The organism is Mesorhizobium sp. CC13 (genome assembly GCF_039907765.1).
Lineage (GTDB): Bacteria > Pseudomonadota > Alphaproteobacteria > Rhizobiales > Rhizobiaceae > Aminobacter.
This window is the reverse complement of the sequence record NZ_JARDJI010000003.1, coordinates 185,473-202,784: the sequence shown is the minus strand read 5'-3', so window position 1 is coordinate 202,784 and position 17,312 is coordinate 185,473. Positions and strand designations below refer to the sequence as shown.

Sequence of the window (17,312 nt, the reverse complement as noted above, 5' to 3'; positions counted from 1 at the left end):
ATGTTCAAATCATTCGCTGCAGCATAGGTGCGCGCCTGGACAGCATGTTTGATCAAGGTCAAACAGAAGCGCGAAAGCCGCGAGGCCGGCTCGCGAGCCTCGTAGCCTCATGGCGCGTTGCGATCATCCGAAGCATCGAGGCCGAAAGTCTGGATGGCGTCCGAGAAGAGGATGCTCGAGGCAAAGGGTGATAAGATTGCAGCGTCGAAATTCTCGCGCCGCATGTCCCGTTCGATGCCTTCCTCCGACGGTATGGCCCGCCGGGCGAAGTGCCGATGCCGCCACTGCCGGAAAGCCATCGCCGCTTCGCGCACCAGATCCCAACTCTCCGCCGCCGGAATGCTCATGCTGTTCTCCTGTTCCGAACGCGCGCCACGATGCCGGCGCCGGTAACAGCTAGGCGAATTGAGGCCGGGCTTCTTTGCTGTGGAGCAAAGTTGGTCCCGATGTGCCGTGCCATAGAGCCGGGCCCGCTGTTGCGGCGATGGATACATCGAGAATGCACGAACGCAGCCTTCCATCCTTTCCCGACCTTTCGTCCTTCCTTGCCCATCTCGACCGGGAAGGTGCGGTGCGCAATGTCGACAGCCCGGTGTCGATGCATCTCGAAGCGACCGAAATCCATCGCCGTGTCATCGCACGAGGCGGACCGGCGCTGCGGTTTGGCGCGCCGCAGACTGGCGCGGGCAGCCTCTCGCCCATACCGGTGGTCGCCAATCTGTTCGGCACCGTGGAACGTGTGGCGGCGGGCCTCGGCACCAACCGCGAGGGGCTCGCGAGCTTGGGCAGCCTGCTTGCCTGGATGCGTTCGCCGAGAGCGCCACGCACGCTTGCCGAGGCGCGTTCGCTTCTGCCTGCAGCGCGCGGCGCGCTTTCGTCGCGGCCGCGCGTGGCCTTTGCCGACCGTGTGCTGCGCGACGCCGCGCCCGACCTCTCGCAGTTGCCGGTGCAGACCTGCTGGCCCGGCGACGCCGGTCCGCTCATCACCTGGCCTGTTGTGGTCACTCGCCCTCCGGGCAGCGACGATCCGGCCGGCTACAATCTCGGCATCTACCGCATGCAGGTGCTCGACAGCGACCGCGCCATCATGCGCTGGCTGCCGATGCGGGGCGCGGCCGCGCATCACCGGCAATGGGCGGCGATCGGCGCGGACATGCCCGTGGCCGTGGTCATTGGCGCCGATCCGGCGACGCTGCTCGCGGCGGTGATGCCGGTGCCCGAAGGTGTGTCGGAACTTGCCCTTTCGGGGCTCATCAACAACAGGCGGGTCGGGCTAGTATCGTGCCGGACCATTGCGCTGCATGTCCCGGCTAGCGCCGAGATCGTCCTCGAAGGCACGATCTCGCCGACCGAGACGGCACTCGAAGGTCCGTTCGGTGACCACACCGGCTACTACAATGCGCCGGAGCACTATCCGGTCTTCCGCCTCACCGGCATGCGCCTCCGCGAGGGCGCGAGCTACCTCACTACCTTCACCGGCCGCGCGCCGGACGAACCTTCGGTACTCGGCGAGGCGATGCTTGAAGTTTTCAAGCCTTTGTTGCGCCAGCAGATTCCCGAGATCGTCGATGTGTGGCTGCCGCCCGAGGCTTGTTCCTACCGGATCGCGGTCGCTTCGATCGCCAAGAAATACCCCGGTCAGGCGCGACGGGTGATGATGGGGTTCTGGTCGCTGCTTCCGCAGTTCTCGATGACCAAGCTGGTCATCGTGGTCGACGACGACGTCGACATCCGCTCGTGGCCGGACGTGATGTGGGCCGTGTCGACGCGGCTGGACCCTTCGCGCGACGTGATGCTCGTCGAGCGCACGCCCATCGACCTGCTCGATTTCGCCTCTCCGCTGGAGGGCCTCGGCGGCAAGCTGGGCCTCGACGCGACGCGCAAGATCGGCTCCGAAACGGCGCGAGAATGGGGCCGCGAACTCAGCATGTCGGCCGATGTCGAACGGCAGGTGTCGCAGCGCTGGGCGGAGCTTTTTCCAAATGCGGAGAACGCGCGATAGCCATGACCAAGCGTGTGATCGTCGGCGTGAGCGGGGCGTCCGGTTCGGTCCTCGCACTGGAGTCCCTGCGCCTGCTGGGCGGGGTGGGCGTCGAAACCCATCTCGTCGTCTCGCCCGGGGCACCGGCCAGCATCGCGCACGAACTCGGCGAGGATGGCCTTGCCCTGCTCGCCGCCTCCGCCAGCCGGGTGCATGAAGCGGGCAACCTCGCGGCGCCTATCGCCAGCGGTTCGTTCAGGGCCGACGCCATGATCGTCGTGCCCTGCTCGATGCGCACGCTTGCGGCGATGGCGCATGGGCTCGGCGACAACCTGCTCACGCGCGCAGCCGACGTCACGCTGAAGGAAAAGCGCCGGCTGGTCGTGGCCCCGCGCGAGGCGCCGCTGCATGAGGGGCATCTGGAGGCGATGCTCCGGCTGGCCCGCATGGGGGCAGTGATCGCGCCGCCGGTTCCGCCCTTCTATGCCAGGCCCGCCTCGCTCGGGCAGATGGTGCGCGAGATCGCCGCGCGGCTGGTCAATTGGGCGGGCGTCGATCCGGGGGAGGCGCTGACCCGCTGGGGCGGCGATGACTGATATTACGGCATGGCAACCGGCGATGCCGCAAGCCGGCGCATCGCGCTGGCACCTTCCGCGGCGGCCTCTGCCAAGTCGTCGAACAGGAGGGCGATCTCCTCGTAGAGGCCATGGTCCTGTTCGGTCGGCGCCAGCATGTCCAGGTCCTGCAGGAAATGCAGCACGGCCTCGATGCGCTCGCGCTGCCGGCGGGCCGTGGCAAGCTGCTGGCGCGCCGACCGCCTGTTTTCCAGCGCCTCGAAACGGGCGAGCGCCTGGTCAAGGCGGCTGCGGCAGTCACAGTCCAATTCCACGCCTTGCAGGACGGTGGCGAGCCGCCGGACGACCGTTCCGCTGGCGGGTTGGGTCGGCTGGACGTCGTCCATTTGTCGGGTCATCTTCTTATCCTTCTTGCAGGCGAGGTTCCGTATGCCGGGCCTGGCTGGAGCTTCCGAGACAGTTCCGGAAGTGTGCCCGCCTGGTCCGGCAATTCGTTGCGCCAGAGCAAATGCTGCGTATCCAGGCCGGACGCCGCGGATGAAATCCGAGCGCGGAGCGCCATTCCGTCCCTTCTTCATGCTTGCGGCGCTGGACGCGATGCTGGGAGGTGCCGTCTGGGCATTGCCTGCGGAGATAATTGTTCTCAGTGTGAGATCTGCCGGCAACTGGCATCGCCATGTGGTCCTGTTCGGCACCCTGCCAGCGATCCTCGCTGGATTCCTTTTGACCGCACTTCCGCGCTGGACAGGACAGAAACCGGTGCCGCCGGTCGTCACCTGGCGCCTGGTCGGCGTCTGGGTCCTTGGCAGGATGGTCTTTGTACTCGTCGACCAGATGACGGGGTCGGCCCTTTTCGCCCTTTTCTTGCTTCTCGTGATGCTCGTGTTGGCAAGGTCAATGCGTGTCGGGCGCGATCGCCGCAACCTGAAGGTCCTCGCTCTGCTGATGCTCTATTGGACGGCGATGCTGCTCATCATCGTCGGGTGGCAGGCAGAACTGGCGACGCGCACGGCGCTGGCGGCCATCGTCGGGCTTGTCATGGTCATCGGCGGCCGCGTCGTGCCGACCCTGACGGAGGCCTATCTGCAGAGCGGAGCGCAAGGAGCCGAGATCGCGCGCGCCCGTGTCGAAACGGCCGCGGCCCTTGCCGCTGTCGGCGCACTCGCCGCATGGACCGCAGCACCCGGGTCATGGCTCGCAGCGATCGCCTGCATCGCCGCAGCATGCCTGCAACTCGGGCGCCTGGCCGCATGGCGCGGTTGGCGGAGCCGCAGATCGGCGGCGATTCTGGTGCTGCATATCGGTTATCTCTGGATAGTCGTGGGCTTTATGCTCGCCGCCGCGAGCAGCTTCCTTCCGGCGATTGTCGGGCCGGCGGCTGCCGTCCACACCTGGACGGTCGGAGCGGTCGGCACCATGGCCATGGGCATCATGGCAAGCATGGTCCGCAAACATGCCGGACGTGCCTTCGCTGCCTCCATTCCGGCCACGGCGGCGTTCGTGGCGATGTCCTCTGCCGCCGTCCTGCGTCAGGTCGTCGAATTCTCCCCAGCCTTGCCATACGCGCTGCAACTATCCGGCATTTGTTGGGTTGCCGCATGGGCTTTGTTCATTGTTTTCAGCTGCAGTGTCGGCGGGTTACGGGGCGCAGTTTCCTGTGTCCGGCGGCAACGCAGTTGTAGTCGATACTCGCGTCATGTTTGATCCAGTGATTGTCGTTACTCGCCAAGTAGCTCCCGCAGTCGATTTTTGACCTGGCTCAAAGCGGCATCGATTGCCGGAGATATATTGCCGCAATCGCCTCTCAGCCGGCGGCGTTGATGCTCGGCTGTCGAGAGGTCTTCAACTGGCCAGTGGGAGCAAGAGATGAAAGTGACTAGTGGGGCAACTCCAATGAGCGGCCGGATCGAAACCTCGCCGGGCCCGAGGCTGGCAACGCGCCGGACGAGGGCCTTCACGCTGCTCGCGGTGGCCTTGATCGTTGCCGCCTGCCAGCAGGTGCCGTCCGGACATTGGAACAAGCCCTGCGGAACCAAGACGGGCGCGGACTGCTACGGGCAGGCCTCTCCGCCGCCCGCCGCACATTGACCCGCTGCGCCGGCTCCCCGTGCATGAACGGCGGTTGGCCGCGCCGGGCCTGGAGGCTCGCCGGGGGGGCACCTTGGAACGCCGGCGGAATGGGCACGGCATTTTTGATCCAGGTCAATGCCGCCTTGGCGGGGAGGCGCAATCTCTCGATCCGGAGCTACCGCGGCTTACGCGGGTCTTGGCGTTGCCGCCCTAATGCGACGACGCGCGGCGGCCGGCCTTCGGGCTGCCTCGCCGTGCAGGCCCGAGGAGATTAGGCGATGAAACTGAGGGCACTCACGACCATCGAATGCACCAAGGTTCTGACGAACAGTCACCTGTGCCATCTGGCATGCGCTCACGGCGGCCGGCCCTACGTCGTGCCGATCTACTGTTGCTACTCGGGCAACTGGCTGTACGCCTTCTCCATGCCGGGTAAGAAGATCGAATGCATGCGGGCCAACCCGCAAGTCTGCGTTCTGGTGGAGGAGCGCGGTGAGGGGCGGCAGTGGCGGAGCGTGCTCGTCGACGGTCGATACGAGGAGCTCGGCGATTCGCCGGAGGAGAAGCAGCTACGCGAACATGCCTGGCGGCTTCTCAGCGCCCATGTCAACTGGTGGGAGCCAGGCGGCCTCAAGCTGGTCGAGCAGCCCATGGCCGACCACTCGTCGCACCTGTTCTTCCGCATCTTCGTGGAGCAGATGTCTGGCCGCGAGGCGCTCGAAGACTGACGTTTTTCGAGGGGGCAGCCTGAAGCAGCTGCCCCCGGCGTCATGCTTCTACCGCGCCATGAGGATTGGCAAGGACGGCTCGCCGAGCATGGACTTGGTCACGCCACCGAAGATCCGCTCGCGCAGCCGCGAATGCCCGTAGGCCCCCATGACCAGCAGGTCGGCGGACATGTCGCCGGCGTGGCGCCTGAGCACGTCGGCGACATCCTGGCCGGACCTTGGCAGCCGGTCCACCGCGACGTTGGCGCCATGGCGGGCGAGATACACTGCTACGTCCGCTCCCGGTTCCTCGCCATGGTCATTTTCCCCCTCCACCGGGTCGACGAGAACGACACGGACCTCGTCGGCCCGGGTCAGGATTTCCAGAGCTTCACGAACGGCGCGCGATGCCTCGAGGCGGGAATCCCAGGCAACCATGACCTTTTTGGGCCTCAAGCTCGGCATGCTGCCGGCGGGTGCCAGAAGAACCGGCTTTCCCGACGAAAACAGTGCCCCTTCCAAAGCCTTGTTCCTGAGCGTTCCGCCTGAAAGCATCTCCGGGCCGATCACGGTCAGATCGGCATAGCGGGCACGCCGGCCGATGATCTCGTCCGACCAGCCCATCTCGGCATATGCGCTGGTCACGTCGCTGGAGATCGGCATGGCCGCCAGGAGGCCCTGCACCGCCTGGGTCCGCTTGTCGAGGTTCGCCATGTCCATCCGCCGCTCCTCCGCCCAGGCGTCGGACAGCGGGGCTGCATAGTCGCCGATCGGCGGCGGAGCGGCCAGCGCGACGGCCATCACGGAAAGATGGGCTCCCGTCTGTTCGCTCAGTCCGGCGGCCAGCTTGATGTCGCCGTCTCCGTCGCGGACGCCCGTGATCGCAAGAATTGTCCTGAATGGCATGGCTTGGGACCTTTCGAAGGATTTGCCTGGCGCCAGAACTAGCGCGAAGCGAGCCGTCGTGCCTTGCGCTAGGTCAAGGCACGGCGTCGCCGAGCAGGATTGACGTGCGTCAAGGCGCGAAGCCCGGCGATCCCCGAAAGAGGAACGACAGGAGGGATGGAACTGCGATGGGAAACGTTATGGCTGCCTGCGGAGCAGGTGCCGGCTGGAAGACGCGCGACATCGGCGGCGCGACGCCGTTCGGCTGCCTGAATGCGGCGACGGTCGGTTTCGAGCGTTCGCTCGCAACCGGAACGCATCCCAGCTGGACCTAGTAGGCCGCGAGACCGCCGTGAACGAGCCGCTGCTCAGGAAAACCTTGCTTGCGATCGCACTGGCCGGGCTCGTTGCAGGCTTCCTGGACGAGGTCCAGACCGTCGTACGCATTCCCTCCGACACGATACGCATATTGGCGACGGTGCCTGTTGCGGTGAGTCTTGCCAGGTCCATTGCCTTGGATCTTCTAGCTGGTCGCGTCGGCGTCGACGTGATCGCCCTGATTTCGATGTCTGCCGCGATCGTCCTCGACCAGAGCCTGGCGGGGCTCGTGGTCGCCATCATGTATGTCGGCGGCACGGTCATCGAGGATTTTGCAAGGGGTAAGGCCGAACGCGATCTCAGGGCCTTGACCGACCGCTCACCCCGCATCGCCCATCGGCTCTCGGCTGCGGGTCTGCAGCGAATTCCCGTCGACGAAGTCCGGATGGAGGACCGCCTTCTGGTTCGCGCCGGGGAGCTTGTGCCGGTCGATGGCGTCCTGTTGGAGCGGTCCGCCCGGATAGATGAATCGGCGGTCACGGGAGAGCCCCTGGCGAAGCGCTGCCAAACCGGGGAGCCGCTCCGTAGCGGCACCGTCAATGCGGGCGAGCCGTTCCACATGCGCGCGACCGCCATCGCGCGCGAGAGCACCTATGCCGGCATCGTGCGCATGGTCGAGGCGGCCCAGACCGCCAAGGCGCCGTATGTCAGGATGGCGGATCGTTTCGCCATCGTCATGCTGCCGCTGACCCTGGCGGTGGCGGCGATTGCCTGGCTGCTCTCCGGAGACCCGATCCGTGCGCTCTCCGTGCTGGTGGTTGCGACGCCTTGCCCGCTGATCCTCGCCGCTCCGATCGCCTTCGTCGCCGGAATCTCGCAGGCGGCAAGGCGAGGGGTTCTCGTGAAGGGAAGTGCCGCGCTGGAGGCGCTGGCCAAGGCCCGCACCGCGATCTTCGACAAGACCGGTACGCTGACGCATGGCGGCGCGGAACTCATCGAAGCGACGGCCGCGCCGGGGCGCGACAGCGACGAGCTCTTCCGCCTTCTCGCTTCGCTCGAACAGGCTTCCCACCATGTGCTCGCGGAAGCCATCGTCGCGACGGCCAGGCGGCGTGGCCTCGTGCTCGGCCACCCGACGGACGTTCGCGAATTTCGCGGCTCGGGACTGAGGGGCCGGGTCTGCGGGCAGGAGCTGTGCGCCGGATCGAAATCCCTCGTCCTTTCCGACCGCGATGTGCCAAGCTGGGCGGAGGGCGTGCTTGCCCGCTATCGGCAGCAGCCGGTGCTCACCGTCTTTGTCGAGGTGGACGGACGGCTCGCCGGGATCTTCATCTTCGGCGACGGGCTGCGTGGCGATGCCGTCGAGACGGTCTCTGGTCTCCGGAAGGCCGGTGTGGACCGGCTTCTGATGCTGACGGGCGACGATGCCGAAACGGCGGAGCGCGTCGGCACGACGCTCGGCCTCGACGAGGTCTTGGCCGATGCAGCGCCTGCCGACAAGGTTGCCATCGTGCGTCGCGAAAACGAGAAATCGACGACCATCATGGTCGGCGACGGCATCAACGATGCCCCGGCGCTCGCCACCGCCACGGTCGGAATAGCGATGGGCGCCAAGGGGGCAACCGCCTCATCGGCTGCCGCCGACGTCATCGTTCTTGCGGATCGCCTGCGCCCAGTGGCCGACGCCGTCGAGATCGCCCAGCGCACAAGGGCCATCGCTTCCCAGAGTGTCGTCGTCGGGCTCATACTATCCGGCGCGGCCATGGTGGCGGCCGCCGCCGGCTTCATCACCCCGGTTGCCGGTGCGCTGCTGCAGGAGGCGATCGACGTGGCGGTGATCGCCAACGCCCTGCGCGCCCTTGGGCCGGGTCAACCACCTCGCTGGCGAAGCGATGTGCCTGGGCCGAAGAGCGAAGGGGCAGCGCAACCGGACCGTCGGCGCCGCTCCGACGATGCCGTTGCCGGCTTCGCGAAGTCGCGGGGCCCGGACAGCCGCAAGACGGCCACGCGCCGATGAAAGAACGGACATGGAGGCGATCATAGCCCGCCTGGGACTCGCGCTGGCAATCGGCCTTCTCGTCGGCCTGGAGCGCGGCTGGCAGGAAAGGAACGCGCCGGAGGGCAGCCGGACGGCCGGCATCCGCACCTACGGCGTTTCGAGCCTGCTCGGCGGCGTTCTCGCGGCGCTCGCAATAGCCCTGTCCGCATCGTCGATACTGATCGCGGGCTTCCTCGGATTTGCGGCGGTTTTCTCCTGGTTCAAGGCCAGGGAGGCGATCCACGACGACGACTTCAGCGTGACCAGCGTGATGGCGGGGCTGGCCGTGTTCGGCCTTGGCGCGCTGGCGGTCGCGGGGGACTATCGCGCGGCGGCGGCCGGCGGTGCAGCGCTCGCAGCCCTGCTGGCCAGCCGCGAGGTGCTACACGGCCTGCTCAGGCGGCTCACCTGGGTCGAGCTTCGGTCGGCGCTGATCCTGGCGGTGATGACCACGATCGTCCTGCCTCTCCTGCCGGACCGGGCGATCGATCCGTGGCAAGGCTTCAATCCGCGCGAGGTCTGGATTTTCACAGTCCTGATCGCCGCGATTTCCTACCTGGGCTACGTGGCCGTGCGCGTGCTCGGGCCCGCGCGAGGGCTTTTGGTGAGTGCGGTCGCTGGCGCGGTGGTTTCGTCGACCGCGGTGACGGTGGCACTGGCGCGGGCCGCGAAGTCGAGCGAGAGTGTCTGGCCGATGGCCGGCGCTGCGTCCTTTGCCGCCGCTGTATCCGTCGTCCGTGTCCTCACCATCGCGCTGCTCGTGCAGCCGGCCGTGGCGGTCGTCGTGGCGCTGCCCGCCGTGGCGGCGGCAGCCGGCTTCGTTGCCAGCGGCGTGCTGCTGTTTTCGATCCCCGGTGCGAAGCAGCTTCCCGAAGCTGCGATGCGCAATCCGCTCGAGTTGGGACCGCTGCTCGTCTTTGCCGGCCTCTTCGCTACGGTGTCGGTGGCTAGCGCCATCCTGTCGGGCTTTTTCGGAGACGCGGGCATGGTCGCCGCTTCGGCCGTTTCAGGTCTTTTCGACGTCGACGTCGCAGTCCTCAGCGCGCTTCGCCGCGTCGCGGAGAGTTTGGTCGGTGCGTCGGCCTTGGCCGTCCTCGTCGCGCTCGCCGCCAACGCGGCCGGGCGCTTCACCCTGGCGGCCATCGCGGGACCGCCGCGCTTCTCGGCGGCGTTCCTGGCGGCCACCGTGACCGCCCTGGCCCTGGGAGTGGCCGCGTTTGCGCTGTCCCCGATCGAATGAGGGAGCAAATCGGGATTGACCTCGATCAACGCCGCTTGCGCACCGTGCGGTAGTCATGGATCGGAAAGGAACCTGCCATGCCGACGATCAAGGATTTCACCCCGGGCTTCCGCAGTGTCCGGCTGCTCCTCGCCCGCGAGAAGGGGCATCCCGAGGGTGACCGGGACGCGGGCTATGACCTGCTCATTCCCCTGGACGATGTCGGACGCATTGCCGCCGCCGAGTGGAAATCGCACCAGACGCTTTGTCGCGTCAGGAAATTCTCCGGACGGGCGGAAGACCTGATCGGCCTCGTCCGGCGCAAGCCCGGCGGCCAATGGTACTTCGACTATGCCGAAGGCGAGGGTGACGACGAGATCGGATTTCGGCTCGGCGAGGAGCAGTTCATCGTCGGCGAATACCTGTCGATCGGCCGCAAGGGAGCCACGCACACCTACCGTGTCGCCCGGGTGGAACACCCGTAGCTCGCCCGCCTATGCCTGCCCGTCGGTCGGGCATTGCGGACGGCAATGCTGTTGAATTCTTGTAATACCTTCGTAGCGCATTGATAGAAATCAACAAACGCGCGATGTCTTCATATGTCGAGGCAGATTCGATGGCTGAGCGGCAGGGGCTGTTATATGTCGACCCTGGCGCTTACGTCCGGCAACCGATGACATTTGAGAAGATCGCATCATGGATGGCGGTTCCCTGTCCACGCGCGTCAGCCCGCATTCCTTCCCTTTGCGATACAAGGGGATGGCAGGCTATCTTGTTGCGTTCCTCACGGTAGCCGCGGCTCTCCTTGTCCGCATCGTACTGCAGGATGTGCTTGCCGAGCGGGCGGCCTTCACGCTCTTCGTGCCCGCAATACTTCTCGCCTCGATCCTGGGCGGCATCGGTCCCGGCCTGCTGTCGGTGGCAATGTCGGTCTTCGCAGGCTCGTACTTCTTCGGGGAAGACCTGTCTCGGACCGACAACGCGGCGGCCGTGCTGCTGTTTGTCGCCGTCGGTGTTGCCATAGCGGCTATCGGCGAACTTCTCCACCGCGCCTGGGATTCCATCGAAGTCACGCGGAAGGCTCTGGAGGAACGCGAAGTTCATCTCAGGTCCATATTGGACACGGTCCTGGACGCCACTGTCGTCATCGAGGGCGACGGGACCGTTGTCTCCTTCAATGCGGCGGCCGTCCGGCAGTTCGGATACAAGGAAGAAGAAGTCCGCGGCCAGAACATCCGCATGCTGATGCCGGAACCTTACCGGAGCGGGCACGACGGCTACATCCAGCGCTACCTGGCCACCGGCGAAAGGCGCATCATCGGAGTGGATCGCGTGGTTGTCGGCCGTCGCAAGGACGGGTCCACCTTCCCGATGAAGCTTGCGGTGGGAGAGATGAAGGTCGACGGCAAGACCTACTTCACCGGCTTCATTCGCGACCTGACCGAACGAGAGGAGTCGGCTGCTCGCCTGCAGGAGATCCAGGGCGAACTGGCCCGGTTGGCGCGGTTGAACGAACTCGGCGAAATGGCCTCCACGCTGGCGCATGAGCTCAACCAGCCCCTTTCGACGATCGCGAACTATGCCCAGGGCGCGAACCGCATGCTGCGCGACAGCCCGGAGAAGGCGATGGCCTATCTGCCCGAGGCGCTCTCGGAAATGGCCAACCAGTCGCTGAGGGCAGGCCAGATCATCCGGCATTTGCGCGAGTTCGTCATGCGTGGAGAGACCGAGAAGGCCCCTGTGGACATTCGCACGCTCGTCGAGGAGGCCGGGGCGCTCGCGCTCATGGGCTCGAAGGAGCGCGGCGTTCGTTCGATCTTCGAATTCGCCCCCGGCGCGGCGATGGTGATGGCCGACAAGGTGCAGATGCAGCAGGTCCTGACCAACCTGATGCGCAATGCGATGGAGGCCATGCGCGACAGCGAGACACGGCTCCTGACCGTGCGTACGTCGCCGGGCGAGGCGGGCGAGGTCGTGGTGGAGGTCTCGGATACGGGTTCCGGGATTTCCGAAGAGGTGGCTTCGCAACTGTTCAAGCCCTTCACCACGACGAAGCCGGGCGGAATGGGGATCGGCCTGTCGATATCCAAACGGATCGTCGAGGCCCATGGAGGCGGCATCAGCATGACACGCAATGCCCATGGCGGCGTGACGTTCCGATTCACCCTGCCTGCATACGAGGAAGGGGCGAGCAATGGATAAGGGCGACTATGTCATTCACATCGTCGACGACGAGGAGGCCGTCAGGAAATCGCTGGCCTTTCTCCTGACCATGTCGGGGTTCACGGTGCGCCAGCACGAGTCGGCCCTCGCATTCCTCGGCATCGCGCCGAACATACGCAACGGATGCCTCGTCACGGACCTGCGCATGCCGGACCTGGATGGCATCGAACTGCTGCGACGGTTGCGCCAGCTTCCGAACCACGTGCCCACGATCGTCATCACCGGACACGGCGATGTGCCGCTGGCGGTGGAGGCCATGAAAGCGGGGGCTGTGGACTTCATCGAAAAGCCCTTCCAGGACGAAGTCCTGATCGCGGCGATCGAACGCGCCATCGCGGCCCTTGCGAAGGTGGCGGTTCAGGAGGACGCGACCGCGATCCGCAGCCGCGCGGCGACGCTGAGCGAGCGGGAGCGGGAGGTCTTTGCGGCGGTCGTTGCCGGGTTGCCGAACAAGACCATTGCCTTCGACCTCGACATCAGCCCGCGGACGGTCGAGGTGCATCGCGCCAACGTCATGGCGAAGATGGAGGCGAAAAGCCTGCCCGAGCTCGTCCGCATGGCGCTCGAAGCCGGCCTGGACTCCCGCTAGCAGCATCGTCCGCCGGCGGACTACGTAGAGCTACGTAGGGATGTAAACGAATTTTCCTGCGCTCGCGGGCGAGCCATAAAGCCCTCATACGCAGGAGGGAACCATGACGCTGCACCGCAGGATACAGTCCTTCAAAGATCGCCAGGCCTTGGACGCGGCCAGCTGGGATCGGGAAAGCCTGTTCGGCGACCCGATGCCCGTCTCGTTCCATCCCGCCGGTTCCGAGATATTCTGCGAAGGGGACGAGGTCAGCTGCCTCTACGAGGTCAAGTTCGGCTGCGTCAGGACTTATCGCCTGCTGGACGACGGACGGCGGCAGATCGCGGCATTCTACCTGCCGGGCGAAGTGTTCGGGTTCGAAGCGGACCGGACGCATCATTTTTCTGCCGATGCCGTCGCGACCACTGCGGTATGTTCGATTCGCCTTGCCGCCACGAACGACCTGTCCCGGCAGATACTGCCCCTGGCCTTGCGCGGCCTGGTGCGGGCCCAGGAGCACCTCCTGGTCCTTGGCCGGCAGAACGCCGTCGAGCGCGTGGCTGCTTTCCTGCTGGACATGTCGGTTCGGCAGGGCGACACCGACCTCATCGATCTGCCGATGTCGCGTTCGGACATCGGCGACTATCTCGGCCTCTCGCTCGAGACCGTCTCCCGGGTCCTGACCAAGCTCAAGGGGCTCGGCATGATCGAGCTCACGACGTTGCGGACCGTCAAGATCCTGAAGCCCCGGGCGCTGGCGGCTGCCACGGGCGGCTGACCGCACGTCTTGGACATTCACGACCCGGGACGATACACGCCATCATTGCTGCAGGCCTTGGCTCCGCTGGCGATCGGCTTGCTCGTCCGCGATTGGTCGGAGCAGCCGGGGCAGGCGCAGGCTCACCAGCAGGCCGGCGGCAACGATCACCGCCGTGACCGTAAATCCCGCATAGGGCAGCAACGTAACGTCGAACAGGAAACCGCCCGCAGTCGAGCCAACGGCTTGGCCGAGGCTCGCCGCGGCTGTCATCCGGCCGAGATCGGCGCCTTGCGTTTCGGTCGAGCCGAGCGATGCCCAGTAGGTGGCGATCGGCGACAGGGTGCCGGCGCTGGCCGCAATCAGGGCCACGGCGACCGTCATGGCGAGCGCACTCTCGGCAAGCGGAACCATCGCCAGGCCCGCGGCCAGGGTCGCGAGGCCGGGAGCGATCAGCCAGCGCGTGCGGGCGGGATCGATGAAGGGCGAAAAGACCAGCGCCTGGACGATGAACATGATCAGGCTGCATTCGGCGAACATGGCGCCGACATGAGCGGCGTCGAGTCCGAGGATCTGCTTGCCGCGCAGCGCCAGTCCGACCTCGAACGAGCCGACCGCCAGTGCCGTCACGAAAGCGATAACGCGCAGACGAAGCACGACCGCCCGATCGGCTTGAACGCGAGGAGCCGCGGCCATGGAGGCTTGGCGCCCGACGGCGGCCGGCAGCAACACCCGAACCATGAGCGCCGCCGCCAGGGCGAGGGCGACGATGGCGATGAACGGGGTCAACAGCAGGCGATCGCCTGTCGTGACCGGGAGCTTGCCGGCATCGCCGACAACAAGACCGCCGAGCAGGGGGCCGACGAAGAAGCCGGCCATGCCGGCGATGTTGATCATGGCGAACCGGTGGGCGCGCCACCTCTTCGACGGCGCGTGATCGCCGACCAGCGCATAGGCCACCGGGGTGATGGCGGCGGCAAAGAGGCCGCTGAGAAACCTGCCGGCGTAGAGCAGGGGCAGGCTTTCGGCCGCCGCGAAGAGCAAGGCCGTCGCTGCGAAGCCGAGCAGGCCGATCAGCAGGACGGGTCGACGCCCCTTGCGGTCCGATAGCCTGCCCCACATCGGCGCGAACAGGAAAATGGCGAGGATATAGGCTCCGGTCAGCAACCCCGTGTGGCGGGAAAGAGCGGCCGGGTCGGCGGTGCCGGCCACCCGCTCGAGCAGGAACGGCAGGACCGGCAGCACGATGCCGTAGCCGACGCTGATCGCGAACATCGCGACCAGAATGGCAAAGAAGGCATGCCAGGATAGACCACGCACGCTGGCCTCCGGTGTCAGGCCGCGGCCTGGGCCGGGCGCAGGGACGTTTCCTGCGCGTTATGGCGCGTGATGCCGGCCAGCCTTGTGCGCTTCAGCATCAGGGCGTTGACGGCGACGATCGCCGAGCTTCCCGACATGGCCAGCGCGGCAACCTCCGGGCTGAGCAGGACAGGGTAGAGGACGCCGGCGGCGAGGGGAAACGCGACGACGTTGTAGGCGACGGCCCACCACAGGTTCTGGTGCATCTTGCGCAAGGTCGCATGCGAGAGTTCGACCGCGCCGACGACGTCGTAGGGGTCGCTCTTCATCAGCACGACGTCGGCGCTCTCGATGGCGACGTCGGTGCCGGCGCCGATGGCGAAGCCGACATCGGCCTGGGTGAGCGCGGGCGCGTCGTTGACGCCGTCGCCGACCATGCCGACCTTCTTGCCCTGCGCCTGCAGTTCCTTGATCTTGCTGGCCTTCTGTCCGGGGAGGACGTCGGCGAGCACCATGTCGAGCCCGAGGTCGCCGGCGATACGCTGGGCCGTGCCGGCATTGTCGCCGGTGAGCATGGCGACCTGCACGCCACGCTCCCGCAGCTTGGCGACGGTCGCAGCAGCGGTCGGACGTGGCGCGTCGGCGATGGCGACCAGGCCGATCACCTTACCGGCGCGCGCCACGTGCACCACCGTGCGGCCGGCGCCCTGCAGCCTCTGCGCATCCGCTTCGATCGGCCCGAGATCGAGCTTCTCGAGGTCCATCAGCCTGCGGTTGCCCAGAAACACCGTATCGCCATCGACGTCGGCGCGGGCGCCCATGCCTTCCAGGTTCTCGAAGGCCTTCTGCGTCGGCACTGTCAGGCCCTGTGCACGACGAAGGATGGCTTGTGCCAGCGGATGGCTGGAGCCCTGCTCAACGGCGGCGGCCGCTGCAAGCACGCCGTCGGCGCTGGCCCCAGGGGCGGTCACCACCTCGACGACTTCCGGCTGGCCGACGGTCAGGGTGCCGGTCTTGTCGAAGATGATGACGTCGAGCTTCGTCGCGTCCTCGAGCGCCGCGGCATTCTTGAACAGGATCCCGTTCATGGCGCCGAGGCCGGTGCCGACCATCACCGCCATCGGCGTTGCAAGGCCGAGCGCATCGGGACAGGCGATCACGAACACGGTGATCGTCAGCGTCAGGGCGAAAAGCAGCGGCTGACCCAGCCAGAAATACCACGCCACGAAGGTGAGGAGCCCGATGACGATGGCGATGAGCACCAGCCATTGCGAAGCACGATCGGCGAGCAGCTGCGCCGGCGCCTTGGAATTCTGCGCCTCCTGCACCAGCTTGACGATCTGGGCGAGGGCCGTGTCGGCGCCGACCTTGGTGGCGCTGTAGCGGAAGGTACCGCTCTTGTTGATCGTCGCGCCGATCACCGCGTCTCCTGGCTTCTTGCCGACCGGCATGGATTCGCCGGTGAGCATCGATTCGTCGACCTGCGAGACGCCGTCCGTCACCGTCCCGTCGACCGGGATCTTGTTGCCCGGGCGGATGACGATGGTGTCGCCCACGACCACCTCGGCGGTCGGGATCTCGAGCTCGCGGCCGTCGCGGAGCACCGTCGCCTTGGGCGGCGCCAGATCGAGCAGCGCCCGGATCGCTTCCGAAGCGCCCGCCCGCGCCCGCATCTCCAGCCAATGGCCCAGCAGGATGAAGACCAGAAGCACCGCGGATGCCTCGTAGAACTGCTGGCCTTCGAACAGGAACGTCGTGCCGACGCTGAACAGATATCCCGTGCCGACGCTGAGCAGCACCAGCACGGCCATGTTGAGGACGCCGTTGCGCAGCGCCCGGACCGCGGCGACGACGAACGGCCAGCCGGGGTACAGGATCGCCGCCGTGGCCAGGAAGAACAGCCAGAGGTCGAGGCTCAGCCCGAACGGCGGCGCCGGCGGCGTGAACATTCCCATGGGCGAGTACAGGAAGATCGGTGCCGCGAAGACGAGGCTGACCCAGAAGCGGTTGCGCATGTCGCGCACCATCCCCTGCATGTCCATGCCGGCACCATGGCCCATTTCGTGCGCCACCTCGGGCGCCATCGGGCGTGACGGCTTCGCCGCGCCCGGGGCGGCGTGGCCGCCATGGTCGTGGCCATGCCCCTTCGCACCCGCCGCGGCTGCGGGCTCGGCATGCGCACCGTCGGGGTGCGTCGCACGGATGTGACTGGGCACGACCTCGCCCTTGCAGTGGAAGCCGCACTCGTCGATCTTCTCCTTGAGCAGCGAGATGCCGACGACGGCATCATCGTACTCGACGGTCACGCTGTTGGAGGCGATGTTGGACGTCGCCCGCTTTACCCCGCGCAACTGGCCGAGTTGCTTTTCGACGCATTGATAGTCGAGCATGGACAGCATGCCGCCGACATCGAGAGTGGCCGTCTTCATCCCTGGGACTCCTCTTAACCGGGTCGACCAGGTTGCTTGACTGGTCATCGTGTTGCGACGGCTCCGCCGCCTCGCGTTCGCGACCGGATTGCGCCACCAGACGTTGCCGGGGCTGCCAGCCGGTCGACCTCCTGGCTATCGCTAGGGCGTCCGCAAAACCTTGATGCAGATTAAATTCAGCCTGGTCCGCCTGATGTAGCGTTCCGGTGATCGAAGGCCCGGCAGTCGACAATTCTGTGGCTG

Annotated in this window: 16 protein-coding genes; 11 read left to right on the top strand and 5 right to left on the bottom strand. The window is 66.4% G+C overall.

Annotation, left to right across the window (positions count from 1 at the left end; all coding sequences use genetic code 11):
- Nucleotides 1-107 precede the first annotated feature (107 nt).
- Nucleotides 108-347 (bottom strand): hypothetical protein, encoded by a 240-nt coding sequence (locus PV773_RS06805; protein ID WP_347965611.1) that lies wholly within the window; start codon nt 345-347, stop codon nt 108-110.
- Between the two features lie 152 nt (nt 348-499).
- Between PV773_RS06805 and PV773_RS06800 the strand changes: the two genes are divergently transcribed.
- Together PV773_RS06800 and PV773_RS06795 are read left to right on the top strand one after the other, a co-directional pair.
- The gene (locus PV773_RS06800) at nt 500-2,002 is read left to right on the top strand and encodes a UbiD family decarboxylase (protein WP_347965610.1); all 1,503 of its coding nucleotides are present in this window, start codon (nt 500-502) and stop codon (nt 2,000-2,002) included.
- A 2-nt stretch (nt 2,003-2,004) separates the two neighbouring features.
- Entirely contained in the window at nt 2,005-2,577 is a 573-nt protein-coding gene (locus PV773_RS06795) for a UbiX family flavin prenyltransferase (protein ID WP_347965609.1), read from the top strand.
- A 2-nt stretch (nt 2,578-2,579) separates the two neighbouring features.
- Here the strand turns inward: PV773_RS06795 and PV773_RS06790 are convergent, their stop codons facing one another.
- On the bottom strand, nt 2,580-2,942 hold the full coding sequence (locus PV773_RS06790; RefSeq protein ID WP_347965608.1) for a hypothetical protein: 363 nt from the start codon (nt 2,940-2,942) through the stop codon (nt 2,580-2,582).
- A gap of 151 nt (nt 2,943-3,093) precedes the next feature.
- Here PV773_RS06790 and PV773_RS06785 point away from each other — a divergent pair, with 151 nt between their 5' ends.
- Entirely contained in the window at nt 3,094-4,260 is a 1,167-nt protein-coding gene (locus tag PV773_RS06785) for an NnrS family protein (protein ID WP_347965607.1), read from the top strand.
- A 644-nt stretch (nt 4,261-4,904) separates the two neighbouring features.
- Complete coding sequence (locus tag PV773_RS06780) at nt 4,905-5,354, top strand: pyridoxamine 5'-phosphate oxidase family protein (RefSeq protein ID WP_347965606.1); 450 nt, start codon at nt 4,905-4,907, stop codon at nt 5,352-5,354.
- 48 nt (nt 5,355-5,402) lie between these two features.
- On the opposite strand, the gene PV773_RS06775 is transcribed toward PV773_RS06780, so the two are convergent.
- Entirely contained in the window at nt 5,403-6,239 is an 837-nt protein-coding gene (locus PV773_RS06775; RefSeq protein ID WP_347965605.1) for a universal stress protein, read from the bottom strand.
- Between the two features lie 167 nt (nt 6,240-6,406).
- Here PV773_RS06775 and PV773_RS06770 point away from each other — a divergent pair, with 167 nt between their 5' ends.
- The 7 genes from PV773_RS06770 to PV773_RS06740 all read left to right on the top strand — a co-directional run bounded on the left by PV773_RS06770 (nt 6,407) and on the right by PV773_RS06740 (nt 13,362).
- Nucleotides 6,407-6,553, top strand: coding sequence for a hypothetical protein (locus PV773_RS06770; protein ID WP_347965604.1), 147 nt, complete (start codon nt 6,407-6,409; stop codon nt 6,551-6,553).
- 17 nt (nt 6,554-6,570) lie between these two features.
- Nucleotides 6,571-8,553, top strand: a complete 1,983-nt coding sequence (locus PV773_RS06765; RefSeq protein WP_347965603.1) for a heavy metal translocating P-type ATPase — start codon at nt 6,571-6,573, stop codon at nt 8,551-8,553.
- 10 nt (nt 8,554-8,563) lie between these two features.
- Nucleotides 8,564-9,814, top strand: a complete 1,251-nt coding sequence (locus PV773_RS06760; protein ID WP_347965602.1) for an MgtC/SapB family protein — start codon at nt 8,564-8,566, stop codon at nt 9,812-9,814.
- Nucleotides 9,815-9,891: 77 nt separating this feature from the next.
- Entirely contained in the window at nt 9,892-10,278 is a 387-nt protein-coding gene (locus PV773_RS06755; protein WP_347965601.1) for a hypothetical protein, read from the top strand.
- Between the two features lie 211 nt (nt 10,279-10,489).
- The gene (locus PV773_RS06750; protein WP_347965600.1) at nt 10,490-11,995 is read left to right on the top strand and encodes a PAS domain S-box protein; all 1,506 of its coding nucleotides are present in this window, start codon (nt 10,490-10,492) and stop codon (nt 11,993-11,995) included.
- Nucleotides 11,988-12,605 carry a response regulator FixJ gene (gene fixJ / locus PV773_RS06745; protein WP_347965599.1) on the top strand — a complete coding sequence of 206 codons (618 nt, stop codon included), beginning with the start codon at nt 11,988-11,990 and terminating at the stop codon, nt 12,603-12,605. The genes PV773_RS06750 and fixJ overlap by 8 nt, the downstream gene beginning before the upstream one ends.
- Nucleotides 12,606-12,798: 193 nt before the next feature.
- Nucleotides 12,799-13,362: a helix-turn-helix domain-containing protein gene (locus PV773_RS06740; protein ID WP_347965815.1), complete on the top strand. Its 564-nt coding sequence runs from the start codon at nt 12,799-12,801 to the stop codon at nt 13,360-13,362.
- Nucleotides 13,363-13,404: 42 nt separating this feature from the next.
- Here PV773_RS06740 and PV773_RS06735 read toward each other — a convergent pair whose 3' ends face one another.
- Nucleotides 13,405-14,661 (bottom strand): MFS transporter, encoded by a 1,257-nt coding sequence (locus tag PV773_RS06735; RefSeq protein ID WP_347965598.1) that lies wholly within the window; start codon nt 14,659-14,661, stop codon nt 13,405-13,407.
- A 14-nt stretch (nt 14,662-14,675) separates the two neighbouring features.
- A complete protein-coding gene (locus PV773_RS06730) occupies nt 14,676-17,069 on the bottom strand; it encodes a heavy metal translocating P-type ATPase (protein WP_347965597.1) in 2,394 nt (797 codons plus the stop codon).
- Nucleotides 17,070-17,312: the final 243 nt, after the last annotated feature.